General features: G+C 42.4%; 16 protein-coding genes and 1 pseudogene. 13 read left to right on the top strand and 4 right to left on the bottom strand.

The genetic code is table 11. The annotated features are described in order from the left end of the window. Positions 1-459, bottom strand: a complete 459-nt coding sequence (zur, locus tag AB4161_RS21270) for a zinc uptake transcriptional repressor Zur (RefSeq protein ID WP_017059941.1) — start codon at positions 457-459, stop codon at positions 1-3. A gap of 433 nt (positions 460-892) precedes the next feature. On the opposite strand from zur, the gene AB4161_RS21265 reads away from it, so the two are divergent. The 6 genes from AB4161_RS21265 (at position 893) to AB4161_RS21240 (ending at position 6,749) form a co-directional block, all read left to right on the top strand. Further along, positions 893-1,102 carry a hypothetical protein gene (locus AB4161_RS21265; protein ID WP_017059942.1) on the top strand — a complete coding sequence of 70 codons (210 nt, stop codon included), beginning with the start codon at positions 893-895 and terminating at the stop codon, positions 1,100-1,102. Between the two features lie 24 nt (positions 1,103-1,126). Next, positions 1,127-2,281 (top strand): hypothetical protein, encoded by a 1,155-nt coding sequence (locus AB4161_RS21260; protein WP_102394619.1) that lies wholly within the window; start codon positions 1,127-1,129, stop codon positions 2,279-2,281. A gap of 216 nt (positions 2,282-2,497) precedes the next feature. Further along, positions 2,498-3,973, top strand: coding sequence for a glycerophosphodiester phosphodiesterase (locus AB4161_RS21255; protein ID WP_372084227.1), 1,476 nt, complete (start codon positions 2,498-2,500; stop codon positions 3,971-3,973). Between the two features lie 43 nt (positions 3,974-4,016). Then, on the top strand, positions 4,017-6,380 hold the full coding sequence (locus tag AB4161_RS21250; protein WP_372084226.1) for a hypothetical protein: 2,364 nt from the start codon (positions 4,017-4,019) through the stop codon (positions 6,378-6,380). Between the two features lie 85 nt (positions 6,381-6,465). Continuing rightward, on the top strand, positions 6,466-6,597 hold the full coding sequence (locus AB4161_RS21245; RefSeq protein ID WP_372084225.1) for a hypothetical protein: 132 nt from the start codon (positions 6,466-6,468) through the stop codon (positions 6,595-6,597). Further along, positions 6,597-6,749, top strand: coding sequence for a hypothetical protein (locus AB4161_RS21240; RefSeq protein ID WP_372084223.1), 153 nt, complete (start codon positions 6,597-6,599; stop codon positions 6,747-6,749). The genes AB4161_RS21245 and AB4161_RS21240 overlap by 1 nt, the downstream gene beginning before the upstream one ends. 77 nt (positions 6,750-6,826) lie before the next feature. On the opposite strand, the gene AB4161_RS21235 is transcribed toward AB4161_RS21240, so the two are convergent. The 3 genes and pseudogenes from AB4161_RS21235 to AB4161_RS21225 form a co-directional block, all read right to left on the bottom strand. Continuing rightward, positions 6,827-7,375, bottom strand: coding sequence for a GNAT family N-acetyltransferase (locus tag AB4161_RS21235; protein ID WP_170963322.1), 549 nt, complete (start codon positions 7,373-7,375; stop codon positions 6,827-6,829). Continuing rightward, positions 7,351-7,641 carry a DUF1778 domain-containing protein gene (locus AB4161_RS21230; RefSeq protein ID WP_086050176.1) on the bottom strand — a complete coding sequence of 97 codons (291 nt, stop codon included), beginning with the start codon at positions 7,639-7,641 and terminating at the stop codon, positions 7,351-7,353. The genes AB4161_RS21235 and AB4161_RS21230 overlap by 25 nt, the downstream gene beginning before the upstream one ends. 205 nt (positions 7,642-7,846) lie before the next feature. After that, a pseudogene (locus tag AB4161_RS21225) lies at positions 7,847-8,921 on the bottom strand (tyrosine-type recombinase/integrase). A 104-nt stretch (positions 8,922-9,025) separates the two neighbouring features. On the opposite strand from AB4161_RS21225, the gene dusA reads away from it, so the two are divergent. The 7 genes from dusA (at position 9,026) to AB4161_RS21190 (ending at position 16,180) form a co-directional block, all read left to right on the top strand. After that, positions 9,026-10,030, top strand: coding sequence for a tRNA dihydrouridine(20/20a) synthase DusA (dusA, locus tag AB4161_RS21220; protein ID WP_372084221.1), 1,005 nt, complete (start codon positions 9,026-9,028; stop codon positions 10,028-10,030). Between the two features lie 206 nt (positions 10,031-10,236). Beyond that, on the top strand, positions 10,237-10,458 hold the full coding sequence (gene pspG, locus AB4161_RS21215; protein WP_372052011.1) for an envelope stress response protein PspG: 222 nt from the start codon (positions 10,237-10,239) through the stop codon (positions 10,456-10,458). A 135-nt stretch (positions 10,459-10,593) separates the two neighbouring features. After that, positions 10,594-11,262 carry a TIGR04219 family outer membrane beta-barrel protein gene (locus tag AB4161_RS21210; protein WP_372084219.1) on the top strand — a complete coding sequence of 223 codons (669 nt, stop codon included), beginning with the start codon at positions 10,594-10,596 and terminating at the stop codon, positions 11,260-11,262. Positions 11,263-11,464: 202 nt separating this feature from the next. Beyond that, positions 11,465-11,695, top strand: a complete 231-nt coding sequence (locus AB4161_RS21205; RefSeq protein WP_004735813.1) for a hypothetical protein — start codon at positions 11,465-11,467, stop codon at positions 11,693-11,695. Positions 11,696-11,818: 123 nt separating this feature from the next. Beyond that, the gene (locus AB4161_RS21200) at positions 11,819-13,684 is read left to right on the top strand and encodes an assimilatory sulfite reductase (NADPH) flavoprotein subunit (RefSeq protein ID WP_372084217.1); all 1,866 of its coding nucleotides are present in this window, start codon (positions 11,819-11,821) and stop codon (positions 13,682-13,684) included. After that, positions 13,684-15,411 (top strand): assimilatory sulfite reductase (NADPH) hemoprotein subunit, encoded by a 1,728-nt coding sequence (gene cysI, locus AB4161_RS21195; protein WP_017065747.1) that lies wholly within the window; start codon positions 13,684-13,686, stop codon positions 15,409-15,411. Before AB4161_RS21200 ends, cysI begins: the two co-directional genes overlap by 1 nt. Beyond that, positions 15,404-16,180 (top strand): phosphoadenylyl-sulfate reductase, encoded by a 777-nt coding sequence (locus tag AB4161_RS21190; protein WP_017059954.1) that lies wholly within the window; start codon positions 15,404-15,406, stop codon positions 16,178-16,180. Before cysI ends, AB4161_RS21190 begins: the two co-directional genes overlap by 8 nt. Positions 16,181-16,505 lie beyond the last annotated feature (325 nt).

Genomic DNA, 16,505 nt, shown 5'->3' with positions numbered 1-16,505 from the left:
TTATTCTTTCATCTCGGAGGAGCAAGATTGGCAAATGCCATGCGATTCAATGACATGATTCGTCAATTGAAAGCCATGCTTCTCAGCGTTACTGGCGAGTAGGGTGACAAGCGCATCGTCCTGCAGTTCTATCACAGTGCCACATTTATCGCAGATCAGTAGTTGGGAGAAATGTTTGTTGGCATTGCAAGAGCAGCAGCATATGAAGCTATTGGTTGACTCAACTCTGTGAATGAAACCTTGCTCCAACAAGAAATCCAAAGCGCGATATACTGTAGGTGGCTTGGCTTGCGGTTCACTGACTTTCAACTGCTCTAATAATTCATAAGCACTGGAGGCTTTTTTATTAGAGAGGATGAGCTCAAACACTCGCTTTCTTTGAGGTGTTAATCTAACGCCTCGCGATGCGCATATCCCTTCAACTTGCTCTATTAATGTATGGTCCAAATTTTTCACCATTCAATCGGACATCCCTAATCAAACCTTATTTCTAGGTTACTACGTTTTGGGAGCCAATGATTTCTATTAAAGTCAGGTACAGAGCGTATTGTGACCCACGACTTTGAATAAGACAAGGTAACTCAAAATGACAGTGTGACTCAAGGCATAACTGATTAATGAGGTTGAATTAGAGATCTGGTGAATAGGTTTATAAAAAAGTATGAGGTAAAGTTGATATGACATCTTCATTTGAGTTCAATTTAGCTCAATTAATTTTTCTTACAATAATGTGCTGTTTTAAATCACATTTCTTATCGCATATTGTTCCTTATTCGATAAAATCGATGCCTAATATAGACTAGAAGAAGACTATTGCCCCCTCCTGTCAACATGAGCTTGTCATGGTGTATTGTAGTTTTAGTCTTTAATTTCAAATGCTTGGAGTTAAGCTGTGGAGCAAGTAAACAAAGAATCATTTCTGAAACTGTTGTCCATCTATAATCAAAGAGAAAAACGTTATCAACAACGTTTGGATGACTTTAAGGCCATGAGGGATAAGCTTGAAGAAGTGGAAGAACCAAGAGTTAAAAAAAATGAGCTATACATCAAACTGGCTATAGCCGCAGCTATTATTTTAGTCATCGCCTTTATCTTTATTTAAGTCGTCAAATTGGAAGGGAATAAAATGAAAAAGCATTTTGACGCTTTGGCTAAAGCTTCATTAGAAAGTAGTCATCTTAACCTTGGTGAATGGTATGAAAGCTATGGTTTAGCACTGCACTTATTCAAGTCTGATAGCAAAATTTACACAAAGGCGATGAAAAAGCGAGACGGTCATAAAAAGCACATTGCAAAATATATTGAACCTAAGTTACTCACCACGGAAGGAGTAACTGAGGAGTTTAAAAAAATAATGCGTTGGAAGACCTTTGTTGAACGATGGGACGCATATTACGAACCTATTGCAAAGCCTCAAGATCGCGTGCATCACTTGTCTGCAGTATTGGAGGCTTTGTCCGATGAAGATGTTCCACGAGCTTTAATCGAAATCGATAATTTGCCGGTTGACTACTTGATCAACGATACTTTTTGGGGCGAGGTCATTCTCTTTATCGTTGCCGCAAGATCAGGAGATCAAGAGCAGGCCCGATCAATAACGCAAGGACTGTACAACATGGCGCAGAGCGATCACAACACAGCGTTACTTAGCCATTTGTTACCAGCTTTATGTAAGAAATATTTAGATGAAGAGTATTATCCATGGCAAATGAAGGCTCGTGTAGTGAACTGGAATGGAGAAACTTATCATTGTGTTCCGGTATTAATACACAACTTTGATGCTTTTGGTGGTCAAGAGTACATAAACCATACTCCTGTCAGACAACGTGCTCGCGTTGAAAGAAAACATAGCGTGGATTACGTGTATTCTACAGACCGTTATGGAAACCGAGGTCAAAGCATCGCGAGTGCGACTGCTAATGTTGGAATCGCCGTAGCGAGTGCGACAGGTAAAGTTATCGGCCATACTTTGCTTTTGGGCGCCGCAGGGGCGATATATCTAGCGTTAGCCGGTAAGATTCGAGTAAATCACTACAATAATTCCAATCATAAGATAGTCTTAAATCGTAAGACCGAGATGCCTGTCAATTCGTGTGGTTATATCGTGACTAAACAGAACAGTACTATTGAACCATGGCAGGATGAAGAGGGGAGCGAAAGCATAGACAATAGCTTTTCGTTTTTGAACTTCACAGATGGTTTGGCTTATCCATGTCGAAAGGGGTATGACATCCCAGATGAACAAGGGCTTATTCAATTATTATTTGATGAAATAATGTAATCATGATTTGTATTTATGAGTTTTTGAGCCTTTGCTTTCAATCAAATTGAACCATTAAATACGTCCACTCCAACAACATATCAACAATCGAAATCAATGGTTGGAGTCATCATATATTAGCACTTTGCGGTCTCCGTGCTTGGAGGCCGACTTTGTCGTGCTCAGCGTGTGAAACCCAGTTATGTCACATATAAGCTACCAACGGATAAGGATCTCATGTTTTCACCACCTTCACGTGTAACCACGCTTTCAAGAGGGCTGCTTGTCACTACTATTGCTTTTATTCAGGGATGTTCATCTACAGATAAAGTAACACCACCACAACCAACCTTGGAGCGAGGGCTTGGATTACCTGCAGATGCAAAACTAATCTCGAATCATAACTCAGCAGAGGGGCGAGAAATGTTTCGTGATATGCAGTTGGCGTTAAAATCGCGCAATCTTTATCAAACCATGGGAGGGGATATCTCTTACATCAAAGGACAGTGCCCTATTGATGTTATCGCCCACCGTGGCAGCTCTAATTATGCTGAAAACTCTCGTAATGCGATTCAAATGGCGGCGGTAAGTGGTTTTGATGGAGCAGAAATTGATGTGATGCTGACGCGTGATAAAGATTGGGTTGTACATCACGACATAGAAACAGGAAGAGCAACCGCTCGTAGTGATGGTAAGCGATATCGCGTGAGTCGTATGAAGAGTAGTGAGTGGAACTCTCTGAGTGGAAGGAGCCCTGACGGAACATTAGATGGGTATCGTCCCGCTTATTTCAATGAAGCCGTGAATGATTGGTACCATTACGCAACGATTGAACAACCCCTTAATATTGAAATAAAAACATCAGATGGCTCCATGGAAGATTTGTTTAAACTCGACGAAATGGCCAGACAAAGTCTCCCCTATAGAAACTATTTTTATTCATCAATGGATATGGACGTTCTGAAAAAAATGCGGGAAATCAATTCAAGTGTTTATCTTGGGTATGTATGGGAGCCTCATTCGGCGTCGGTTGCTCAGTTTAAGCGGGATGCAAAACGAGGCATGGGTTCTGATGATTATTATCAGAAAAATAAAAAGAATATCGATCGCGCCTTTGCTATGGAGGGGCGTTATCGTAAGCATAAGCCCAAACATTCCGCTAAAACGGTAAAACGAATACTTGGCCCCAATAGTGGATTACATGTTGATATAAGAAGTTACCGACAATATGCGACAATTTACAGCCGTGCGAAAGCGCAAGGCATGAAGGTGGTGACTTATACGATTAACGGAACGGATTACCACCAAGATCAATTGGTCTCGTTAGCTAAGGCAGGTCGACCTCTGCCAGATGAGGCGATCATGGATACCAGTAAGTTCTCTATTTGTCAGCAGCTTGCTCCACAGCTTGTCGTTCAATCAAATGGCTACCAACCCACAACGTTAGCAGGCGAAACCGTTGCTGGCCTACCCAATGACGCTGATTTTCACCGACTCTATGAACAAATAGATTACCTCAAAGATGGCCATTACATCACTAACCGAGGTCTCATTAGGAGTGTGTCATATTCCAAGCCTGCTAGCGTGAAAGGTGTGAAAAAAAGAACGCAAACAACGCAGAGCGCGAAGCCAGCAGTGCTGTTTGATATTCAAGATGAAGATTTAAATTTAAGTAACGATGCGATCAGCATTTCGATGCCGACAGAAAAATGATGTTTGATGAGAACAGGGATAGACAAATTATGGAAGCGTTAAGATGAAACCAGTTCCTAGCCAGGACGTAATAACCACAAATAATAAGAAGCCGAAATGGTTGGCTGTTTTGTTGTTTTTTTGTTCACTTCTTTATCTTTTTCCTGAAGTCGCTTTCAACGCCAAGTTGGTTGAAATTGCGGGTGGAATCGATGTTAGTGATGCTCAATTACATAAAACGGAGCTATTTGGCCGAACCATCTCAGGGATCGGGGTGACTTTAATTGTTGCGGATTTTCTACTTAAAGGATGGCTGACCACGACGAAGTTTCGCGCTATTTCATCGTTGGTCGTGATTACAGCTTTGGTTTGGCCAACGGTTTTTTTTGGTCAAAAGGCGGTAATAGATAAATGGTTGATTGAACCGAGTAGTGCAAAGCAGAGACAGGAGGCTTTCTTTTCCTCTGTACTGCGATCTAGTTTAGCGATGAATGCGATTAATATCGAAGGGATCCCTTATAACTCAGAGGCGAGTACCGAGTCGTCAGAAATGACTTTTCTCGCTTTGATCGGTGGGTTGGTTTACAGCAATGATGCATTCTTAAGTCATATTGATGATAAGAAAGTTCAAATTTTGGATCGTTATATTCAAAATCGAGCAAACGCCAATTTCGATGAGCACTATGCGAACTATAAAGTATTACGGAGTGAAGTTCAGCAATCGTGGCATCAATATCAAAAACATGTTGGGGCGTATAATCAGACGGTAGAGTCTCGCCATCAAAAGGCCAATCAAGCGTGGGAAGAGGTCGAGTCGACCGTCGCGACGGGGTATCGTGATTATCAACAGGCGAGTAAGGCCTATTTAACGAGAGCAGAGGCGAGAGCACAAAGAGTTGCACAACCTATTTTTGACCTATTTGATGATAAAGAACGCTGTTATAAACGCAAAGGAAGCTCAAGAGCCAATTGTATCAGCCGCATTGAAGATCGCTATGAACGCTTATTAAAAGATAACTCGATTCCCCACCAACCGATGGATTATTGGTTAGAGAAAACCTTTCGACGAACGAAAGGTGAAACATCTTGGGGGGAAGCATTCGGTTCTCTAGGCTTATCAGTTATCCAAGCCGGTATTGAGCAGGCGACAGGGCAAGCTGGAGAAGCCATTCAAGATAAAACGTATACCAATAGTGTCGCTCATTACACACCACGAATACTGGCAGTGTGGCAAAAACAGTTCTTAAAAGAGACCGGTTATCCTATGGGAATCGACTCTATGTCGGAGTTTCGCTCCCACTCTACAACAGCAAGTAAGGTTCGTACTCAAGTTCATCGAAAGGGGATCCATTTAGACTCCAATTGGCAAATAAACCAAATTAGCGTGTTTAAAAATGCAGTCAGAAACAAAGTTATGAAGGACACCAAAGCTCGTTGGCATGCCGAAGCAAAGCAGCGGGGTTACGACATTGAACCGAACTTATCTTGGAATTATTTTCAAAAAGTAGCCGAAGTTCAGCAACAAATAAAGAATCGTATGGGCGAACGTTATTACGTCGAGCCCATGATGGCGACGTGGAATAATAAGCAATTTTACCAACAGGTTATTGTTCCAAATGTGAGGCGTGAGAGAGATTATTGGCTAGGTTATATTGAGGCGTCACGCGCTCAGTTTGCTGATGATGGCCCTTATGCTGAACAAGGCAAAGCGGCATTGCGTTCTATCATTGTGCCGCCAATATCAATGGGACTATCGCTATTTCTCGTTGTCCTAACGGTGTTTAAGCTGCCAGGAAAATTTATCGTGTTGATGAATTACCATAAACCACGGCCAGCACCGAACTTGAAGAGCAAGGCTCTGAATATAGGCAGCTCGTTTATCGTCATATTCGTTATTCTTGTTGTGCCTGTGAATGTATTTTCATCCAAGTACACTCAAACGGACTCAACGATTGGCTTTTTCTTAGAGCAAGTCAGTGACACACTATCTCCGTCGGCTTCTTATGCCGTTCGTTGGGTGATACATACTCAACCGTTGATTCATCCACTTGGCGCTCAAATAGACAAAAGTATGCGTATTACTGATGGGTTTTCTGCCTCTTTGGAGCATTCGGTAGCGGAGTTGGATGGTGTTTTTGCTCGTTATTTAACTCAGCGTGCTGAGAGCGAACCGGTGAGTTCAGCTAAAAACAATAATGAAGCCCAAACGGAGTTTCCTATGTACATCAATTCAAATGCACAGAACCAACCGGGTTTTAAGGTTCGAATAATGAATATTAAGCCTAGGTACCAAGCCGGTATGCGATTGCCTGAGGGTAATTATGATGTTGAGGTCCGTGCCAATGGATACCAACCAAAGCGTTTATGGGTAAAGCACAGTAAAGGAAAAGCCTCTCACCGAATCGAACTTGAAAAGTTGGTTATTTAAGTCCGCGTCATAGAAAGTGAACAGAAGAAAATGATCTGCTCCTTCCACTAAAAAGGGTTTAGCGTTACTTGGCGCGGGAGCTGCTTTGGTAGCTGCTCACCCTGAACTTATCACCGCTAGCGTATCGGCAGACGGTGTTCAATTCGGTGGCATTATTGGCGCAAGTACTCCAATAGTATTTGGCCTATGGGAAACCCTACGCAATGAGTTCAAGTAATGGCTGAGTATCAAACACTAATAATCGCTGTGGTCAGTGCCTTATCTAGCGGTGTAGGTGTAGGTATCACACTCAAAACAGATGTGAAGTGGCTGCGCCTGATGATGGAAAAGATGGATGAGAGATTAATTCGGCTTGAAAGAACAAAATAAAGTTTGAACTTCAACATGATTACAAGCATGAAAAAGCGACCTTATTATAGGTCGCTTATCTGAGAAGTTAATTAAGCTTATGAATTTAGCAGTTTTTTCTTCAAACTGTTCTCATATTGCTTCAAAGAGTAGATAAACATATTAGGTTGTTCTTTTGAGCGGATCATCCCCGCTTTTATATAGAACTCTTCTCGCCCTTCTCTGGCATGAAGAAATAATGCGTATACACCTACATCTCTTGAGGAAAGGAATGCTTGACGGATTGCTCGACCAAGAAGCCACTTGCCTAGACCCTGCCCTTGAACAGACTTACATACTGCTATTTTACTTAGCAGTATGCAAGGAACTGAACTATAGGGGAATTTACGTCTTTCTTTGTTTGATATGTGTTTCTTTTCAAACGAACTGCTAGCTAAAGTGAAATAACCGACAACTCTTTTCGGTTGTCCTTCTTCACCTTGTGTGACACATAGGTGCGGGATTGAAACCCTTCGTTCGTGTTCTTTAGCTAAGTTCTTCGTTAAATATTCATTTAACGAACACACACCACAATCAAATTGCGTAAAATCATACGTTGCTTCAGGATCAAAGCGTTCGACTTCTAATTTTTGATCTTTACCGTCCAAGTTTCCTCCAATGACATTCCGATAATTTCTTGCATCAGCTCTGTAGGGTCTGCAGGATTTTCTAACGCTTCCATGACAGAATCCCATTGCTTTGCTTGTATTTGTAACCTTTTTCTCTCGCTAATAACTTCTTGAGCTCTAGCTACTGTTGTTTCTGATACAAATTTACTAACTGTAGTATTTGAAAGTAGCGCTGCTTCTTCTAAAGCGCTTTTTTCACTTTCAGATAGGCGAAATTCAACTCTCTCTTTTTTTAATGCACTCATCTTTTACTCCTTGCGCCTTAACGCGCAGCGGAAACTCCAACTATATGTATATACCTAAATGGAATATTATCTATTTGGTTAACTATTTTATGAATAAAATTTTGTACGGTCACTCTCCGTACAAAATGGATTCTCGTCTGCATAGGATAAAAAGTCAACTAATTTGTACGTTATTTTACCGTAAGATAACAAAGTGAAATCAACCTTACTTTAGATGTTTTGTATGTAATTTATGCGGAAACAGCTGAGTGTAAACCTGCCATAAAATGTTCAAGTTCCTATGCCCAGTAACTTGAGCGACTTCCTCAATTGAGTAGCCCTTTTCAAACAAACGGCTTGCTCCTTCTCTTCGCAAGTCGTGATACCTCAAATCCTCAATACCTAATTCGTTCCTTACACGCTGAAAAGCCTGCGCTAACACTTCGTGAGTTATACGGGAAAATAAGCTCACCTTTATTTGGTTGCTTTAGTGCGATCTCAAATGATTCACCAAGCAACGGCACTATCATGTGATTGCCTTCTTTCTTCCTTGGGTCTTTTCTGTCTCTGACGAGTATCGTTTTATGTTCTTGGTTGAGGTCTTCCCAACGCAGCTTGCAGACTTCACCTATTCGCATACAAGTGAGAATGCTGAACTCAAGAATATCGGTGAATGGAATTCGAGTTGTGCCGTTTGGCCTAAAAGACTCGCGTTGCTCTAATCCAAGCTTTAAGAGTTTCAGTTCTTCAGAAGTTGGGCGACGTGTTCGTTTCTGACTCTTACCGACTAACCCCATATCAATCAGAACAGGGACGGCTTCATCAAATATCTGGTGATTGGTGTCGATGTTGAAGACAGGCTTAGACTTTTTCATTACAGAACGTAGGTAAGCAATATCATGATAAATCGTTGCGGGTTTGGCTCCTGCGCCTCTTCTATTTTTACAGTGCTCGATTAAGTCGCTAGTTCGTAGTTGATTACTCTCAACTTGGGCGATGTCGCAATCCCTAAGCATTTTAATAACGTAGCGTTTTGTTCGGCCTGTATTGTCCCAGAGATCTCGTTCTGCCATGAACAAATCGAGGAGTACCGAAAGGGGGACTGTTTTTGGCTGATTGAGTACCCCTTGAGCCTCTAGTTCAGCTACCCTTTTTTTACCGAAAGCTTTAGCGAGTGCTTTCTTTTTTAGAGTTTTGCTTTCCCTGTGTATAATGCGCGAATTCTTTTTAACGATGATTGTTACCTTGAACCTTGGTTCACCGCTTTTTAGCTTTCTGGTCTCGATGGTATAACTTGCCATTGTCCAACTCCTAAAGGGGTACTTGAGGGGTACTACAGGAAGTAATTCCGTTTAATTCTAGGTAATTCACTGTATGTTTGTACAGTATTAATTGAGACTGAATCATGACAAACACTAATAAAACCAGTAAATACGCTAGTAACCGACTTTCTGTTGCACCCATGCTCGATTGGACTGACCGCCACTGTCGTTACTTTCACCGTTTGCTTTCTCAGCAGACTCTTCTGTACACGGAAATGGTAACAACGGGCGCGATCTTACATGGTAAGGGCGACTTCCTAGAATATAACGAGCAAGAACATCCTCTTGCACTTCAACTCGGTGGTTCAAACCCGGTTGATCTTGCTGCTTGTGCCAAGCTTGCTGGTGAGCGCGGTTACGATGAAGTAAATCTTAACGTAGGTTGTCCTTCAGACCGAGTTCAGAATGGTCGATTTGGTGCATGCTTGATGGCTGAGCCCGAGTTGGTGGCAGATTGTGTTTCAGCGATGAAAGAAGTCACTGATATTCCAATTACCGTGAAAACGCGTATCGGTATCGATGACCAAGACTCTTATGAGTTTCTAACTAAGTTTGTTTCGACGGTTTCTGAAAAAGGTGGCTGTGAGCAATTTACTATTCACGCGCGTAAAGCGTGGTTGAGTGGCCTTAGCCCGAAAGAGAACCGTGAGATCCCACCGCTAGATTACGATCGTGCATACCAAATCAAGAAAGATTTCTCTGATCTGGTGATTGCCGTGAATGGTGGCATTACGACTCTTGAGCAAACTAAGGAGCACTTGCAACACCTTGATGGTGTGATGATTGGTCGTGAGGCTTACCATAGCCCATTTATTTTGGCTGAAGTTGATCAACAGATCTTTGGTTTAGACACACTAATTAAGAAGCGCTCACAGGTTGTCGAAGAGATGTACCCGTACATCGAGCGTGAACTTTCAAATGGTGCAAGCTTAGGTCACATCTCTCGTCACATGCTTGGTTTGTTTCAAAGCATGCCTGGTGCAAGACAATGGCGTCGCTACATCAGTGAAAACGCACATAAGAAAGGTGCAGGTATTGAAGTGATGCAAACAGCATTGGCTAAGATCCCTAAAGAGCTAAATGTTTAAGCTCCCTCTAAGTTAAAAACTTAAGGTTAAATTCGCCACTAGAGGTTAAATTTACCACTATAAGTTTCCGAAAAGCCACGCATGAAGATGTGTGGCTTTTTATTTATCTGATAAATAAGGATTTTATAGGGTTGGCATACTTGGTATGGAAGCTGCAATGTTAGAAAGTAGGAAAGATAGGTCATTAACTCATTAGGGAGACCATTATGTTTGAATTAATCTTTGTTCTTATTTTCGTTGCGACTCTACTTGTCACTGGTATTACGTTTATGACGGTATTGGCTGCAACCGGAGTGGCGTTATTAGTCATGTTGGTCTTAGGTATGATGGGGGCCGTGTTTAAGTTACTGCCTTGGTTGATCGTGATTGCAATCGGTGTGTGGTTTTTCAAAAACTTTGTACACAGTTCTAACCAAAGACGTTACTAAGGTCATGGTGTCGTCAAATCTTTGATCGTCAGCGGTTTATCATTTGAGAATTTAAGATGTGTGATAGAATTTTCCCCAATAATCTATGAATGTGCATACAATTAGCACAACGATATGGAATTGGAGCTATCTCAAATGAATAAAATGCCATTAATTGCTTTAGTGGGAATGCTATCTTTAAGCTCGGCAGTGTCTGCTGAAGAAGAGTTTTCTTACACGGCTAAAGTCGGTGCCGATATGTGGTGGGGAAGTACAAAGCTAAACGAAGTTAGACAAGATGATGACTCTAACTCACCTTCGTTGTATTTCGCATTTGAGCATAATGCCCCGATGCTACCAAACGCTAGCTTTCGCTATACTTCTGTTGATGCAGATTCATTGGCTTTCGATAAGTACGATTACACCTTCTATTACACGTTGTTAGATCACAAGCTGATGAACTTCGATGCGGGTGTGACGTTTACTCAGTATTCAAACTCGAATTATATCGAACCGAAAACGGGTGGTACTCAAACAAGCTTTGATGAATTCACTTGGAGCTTCTACGGCAACGCAGAGATCAACGTTCCTGACACCAATTTCGATATCATCGGTACGATGGAGTTCGGTGATAGCAGTGGTATTAAGAGCACGGATTTGATGGCGGGTGTTCAGTACCGAATCCCTGTATCAGAATCTGAAATTGCCCTGCGTGGTGGTTACCGTGTTATCGATTTAGATTCGGATGAGTTCTTTAGCTCAGAACTAGGCAAGAGCTTTGTCATGGTCGATGGTTGGTTTGCTGGTGCTGAAGTGCGCTTCTAGGCCATATAAAGCAAATTTAGAACGAATTTTAAGAACGCCACTTTATTAAGTGGCGTTTTTTTATATCTATTGGTTACTTGAGTATATATCTTTCTGGAATTAGTTAGCACATTCATCACTTTCGACCATCCTTAATACAGAGAGCCAATTTGCGTCTATTCTTATAAGGTCTATGTAGTGAGGTCAAAGCAAGGGATGGAATATGACACTCAATGAATTGAGAAATTTATATAGAGAAAACCTGTTAGTTGAAGCCATCATAGAGCCCTCAATTCAAGAAGGGTCTTGGGTTGTGGAGTTTCGTCATATGGGTGGTGGCTTCGTTCTGCTTACTGATGTTCATGGTGAAGAATGTCATTACGCGGATTTAGACTTGGCATCTAAGTCGGCAATGGCGGTTGGCTTTCAGCAAGTACGCATTGAAAACCAGTAAGACAATTTACGTTTCAATCGGTTTTTACTTCCAAAAAGTTATAAAACATACTTTTCTATTCTTTCTTGTTATTAAAAGGAGTGGTTAATCTATCGTCACGCAATGATTAGGGATGTCGTGACCATGTCTTTAAATAAGAAAGAGTCTTCACAAAATAATAATGCACAGTCTGGGGCTAATGAGTTACCTGGGCTAGCAGCACCACTTAATGACCAACAATTGGGTCATCTTCAGCAAACTGTTTCTGAACTGTCTTCACAACAACTGGCATGGGTCAGTGGTTACCTTTGGGGAGTGAGCCAAGCTCAGCCTGTCGGTGCTGCTGCGCCAATCGCTCAAGCGGCCGCTGCAGTAGCGGCTAAGCCAGCGGGTAAGCTCAGCATTATCTTCGCTTCTCAAACCGGTAATGCGAAAGGCGTCGCTGAATCGCTAGAGGAAGAAGCAAAAGCCTTAGGTATTGCTGTCGAGCTTTTCGATGCAAGTGATTATAAAGGTAAGAACCTAGCCAAAGAGACACACGTCATTTTTGTGGCTTCAACCAATGGTGAGGGCGAAGCCCCTGATAACGCTATTGAGTTGCATGAATTCCTACAATCGAAGAAAGCGCCAAAATTATCAAACCTACAATACGGTGTGATTGGTTTAGGTGACTCAAGCTATGAGTTCTTCTGCCAAACGGCTAAAGACTTCGATAACTTCCTCGCTAAGCTTGGTGCTAAATCGTTTGTCGACCGTCTTGATTGTGATGTTGATTACGAAGAATCAGCAACGGAATGGCGCGCTAAAGCATTAGAGCAAGTAAAAGAGACGCTATCGACAGGCACTGAAGCCGATGTGGTTCAATTACCAGTCGGTCAAGCGGCCGCCGGTCATTCGCAATACACCAAACAAAACCCATACACCGCGACACTATTGACGAGCCAAAAGATCACCGGTCGTGATTCGGGCAAAGATGTTCGTCATATCGAGATTGATCTTGATGAGTCGGGCATTACCTACCAACCCGGCGATGCGCTAGGCGTATGGTATGAAAACAGTTCAGAACTCGCAAATCAGATTCTTTCTAAGGTTGGGTTATCGGGTATCGAAAGTGTCGATGTCGATGGTGAGAATCTATCTATCCATAGTGCGCTAGTGAGTAAATTTGAGATTACCACTTCAAACCCTCAACTTGTGACTAAGTTTGCTGAGTTATCGGGCAGCAAGAAGTTAATCAAGCTGGTGGAAGATAAAGACAAGCTTCGTGAATACGCGGGTAATACTCAAGTTGTCGATGTTTTAGCTGAGAAGAAAACTAAGCTATCGGCTGATGAGTTAATTGGCCTGTTACGTAAGCTGACACCGCGTCTCTATTCTATTGCATCAAGCCAAGCAGAAGTAGATGAAGAAGTTCACTTGACGGTTGGTTTGGTTGAATACCAAAAAGGCGAAGAGTCTCGTTTAGGCGGAGCTTCTAGCTTCTTAGCTCAACGTCTTGAAGAGGGTGGTGAAGTGAAGGTGTTTGTTGAGAACAACAATAACTTCAAATTACCACAAGACGACAATACACCAATCATCATGGTCGGCCCGGGTACCGGTATCGCACCGTTCCGCAGTTTTGTTCAAGAGCGTGAAAACAATGATGCTGAAGGAAAAAGCTGGTTGTTCTTTGGTGACCGTACCTTTACTCAAGATTTCTTATACCAAGTTGAATGGCAAAAGTACCTCAAGTCTGGCGCGCTAACTAAGCTCGATGTTGCCTTTAGCCGTGACCAAAAAGAAAAGGTTTATGTTCAGGACCGTTTAATCGAACAAGCAGAGCAGGTGTGGCAATGGCTGCAAGAGGGCGCGTACCTCTATGTCTGTGGCGATGCGACTCGAATGGCTAAAGATGTTCATGAAGCGTTAGTTTCGATAGCGGAAAAGCATGGCAACCAGAGCCGCGAGCAAGCTGAACAATATATTAATGATTTACGTAAAGCGAAACGTTACCAAAGGGATGTGTACTAATGAGCAAGCAAGTAATAGAGCAAGAAGTGCTAGGTCAAGTACTTGGACCTTTGGCTGACAATGAGCGTCTTAAGCGTGAAAGTAATAACCTACGCGGTACGATTGAACAAGATCTCCAAGACCGCATAACAGGTGGCTTTACTGCTGATAACTTTCAGTTGATTCGTTTCCACGGTATGTATCAACAAGACGACCGTGATATTCGTAACGAACGTACCAAACAAAAGCTCGAACCGTTACATAACGTCATGCTTCGTGCTCGTATGCCTGGTGGCATCATTACCCCTAAGCAGTGGTTGGCGATTGATAAGTTCGCAGACGAAAGTACCTCTTACGGTTCAATTCGTCTAACAACTCGTCAAACGTTTCAGTTCCACGGTGTCTTGAAGCCGAACATTAAGTTGATGCACCAAACGCTAAATAGCATTGGCATTGATTCAATTGCGACAGCGGGTGATGTAAATCGAAATGTTCTATGTACGACAAACCCGGTTGAATCTGAACTTCATCAAGAAGCTTACGAGTGGGCGAAAAAGATCAGTGAACATCTATTACCGAAGACTCGTGCTTATGCAGAAATCTGGTTAGATGGTGAAAAACTAGAAACAACGGATGAAGAACCTATCCTTGGTAGCAACTACCTACCGCGTAAGTTCAAGACGACGGTTGTCATTCCTCCGCAAAATGATGTGGACGTCCATGCTAACGATCTTAACTTTGTTGCTATTGCTGAAGACGGAAAGCTGGTGGGCTTTAATGTGTTAGTCGGTGGCGGTCTTGCTATGACACATGGTGATACCTCTACTTATGCACGTAAAGCTGACGACTTTGGTTTTGTGCCATTAGATAAAACGTTAGATGTAGCAGCGGCGGTGGTAACGACTCAGCGTGACTGGGGTAACCGTTCAAACCGTAAGAATGCAAAAACCAAATACACACTAGACCGTGTTGGTATTGATGTATTCAAAGCAGAAGTAGAAAAGCGTGCAGGCGTAGAATTTTCTGAAAGCCGTCCTTATGAGTTTACTGGCCGTGGTGATCGCATTGGTTGGGCGGAAGGCATTGATGGTAAGCACCACTTGGCGTTATTCATCGAGAATGGTCGTTTACTTGATTTTCCGGGTAAAGCTCTGAAAACAGGTGTTGCTGAAATAGCGAAGATCCACAAAGGTGACTTCCGCATGACTGCAAACCAAAACCTAATTGTTGCGGGTGTGTCGACGAGTCAAAAGGCCAAGATTGAAAAACTGGCGCGTCAATATGGCTTGATGGATGATGCTGTTTCAGAGCAACGTAAAAACTCAATGGCGTGTGTGGCTTTCCCAACATGTCCTTTAGCAATGGCAGAAGCTGAGCGCTTTCTTCCTGAGTTTGTAACGGATGTTGAAGACATTCTGAAAAAACATGGATTACCAGAAGAAGATAACATCATCCTTCGAATCACAGGTTGTCCAAACGGTTGTGGTCGTGCAATGTTGGCTGAGCTTGGTTTAGTCGGCAAGGCTCCGGGGCGTTACAACATGCACTTAGGTGGCAACAAAGCCGGAACTCGTATCCCTAAGATGTATAAAGAGAACATCACTTCAGCTCAGATCTTAGAAGAGATTGATTCGCTGGTGGGACGTTGGGCTACGGAACGTAACGACAATGAAGGGTTCGGTGATTTTACAATCCGAGCTGGCATCATCGAAGAGGTGATAATTTCAAAGAGGGATCTGCATGCATAATTCTGTCGCTTCAAAACTGAAGTTAGCAGAGCTACTCGCATTGACTAAGACGGAGCAAATACTTCGTCTTGGACAAATCAACGCAGAGTTAGAGCAGCTAACCGCATTAGAAAGAGTTAAGTGGGCTTTAGATAATTTAGAAGGGACACATGTTGTGTCTTCTAGTTTCGGAATCCAAGCAGCATTGATGTTGCACCTAGTGACCCAAGCAAAACCAGATATTCCGGTTATTTTGACTGACACAGGGTATCTATTTCCGGAGACCTATCGCTTTATTGATGAGTTAAGTCAGAAGTTGACTCTAAACCTTCAAGTCTTTCGCGCCCAACAGAGCCCTAATTGGCAAGAAGCGCAATATGGAAAACTTTGGGATCAAGGTATAGAAGGGATAGAGAAGTACAACAAGCTTAATAAAGTTGAACCGATGAGAAGAGCGTTGGATGAGCTCGAGGCTGGGACATGGTTTTCCGGTTTAAGAAGAGAGCAATCTCAATCGCGTGCAAATTTGCCAATCTTATCTATCCAAAATGGTGTGTTTAAATTTTTGCCGGTAATCGATTGGACGAATAAAGATGTTCACTATTACCTAGAAGAGCATGGTCTCGGTTATCACCCGCTTCGAGAGCAGGGTTACCTTTCTGTTGGAGATACACATACAACTAAGAAGTGGGAACCGGGTATGACTGAAGAGGAAACTCGTTTTAATGGGTTGAAACGCGAATGTGGTCTCCATGAAGATGATGGAGAGCAATATGGTTCTGGGATTTAGACTCGTTGCCATTTAAAAAGCTGCCATGAGGCAGCTTTTTTGTTTTCTAGGATGAAAATCAGAGCAATTGTGGATAAGTCTGTGGTTATTTTGTAAGTACTCTGTAGTTAAACTTGCACAAATAAGACTTTGAGTGTTTATTCGCCATGTAATCGTTATTTTTGCATCTTTCTTTAATAAACACTTGCCAATGTGATGAACATCTCTATAATGCCGCCTCACTGACACGGCAGACGCCACAAGGCTTCAGCGAGAAATGTTAGTAAGGCAACTAGCTTTAAGCGATGATTCGCTTCTACTTTTAAAAAGTAGGAATTAATTCCAA

It is taken from the genome of Vibrio sp. 10N.286.51.E5, from assembly GCF_041469125.1.
Classification (GTDB): Bacteria; Pseudomonadota; Gammaproteobacteria; order Enterobacterales; family Vibrionaceae; genus Vibrio; species Vibrio crassostreae_C.
This window is presented reverse-complemented; position numbering and strand designations above follow the sequence as displayed.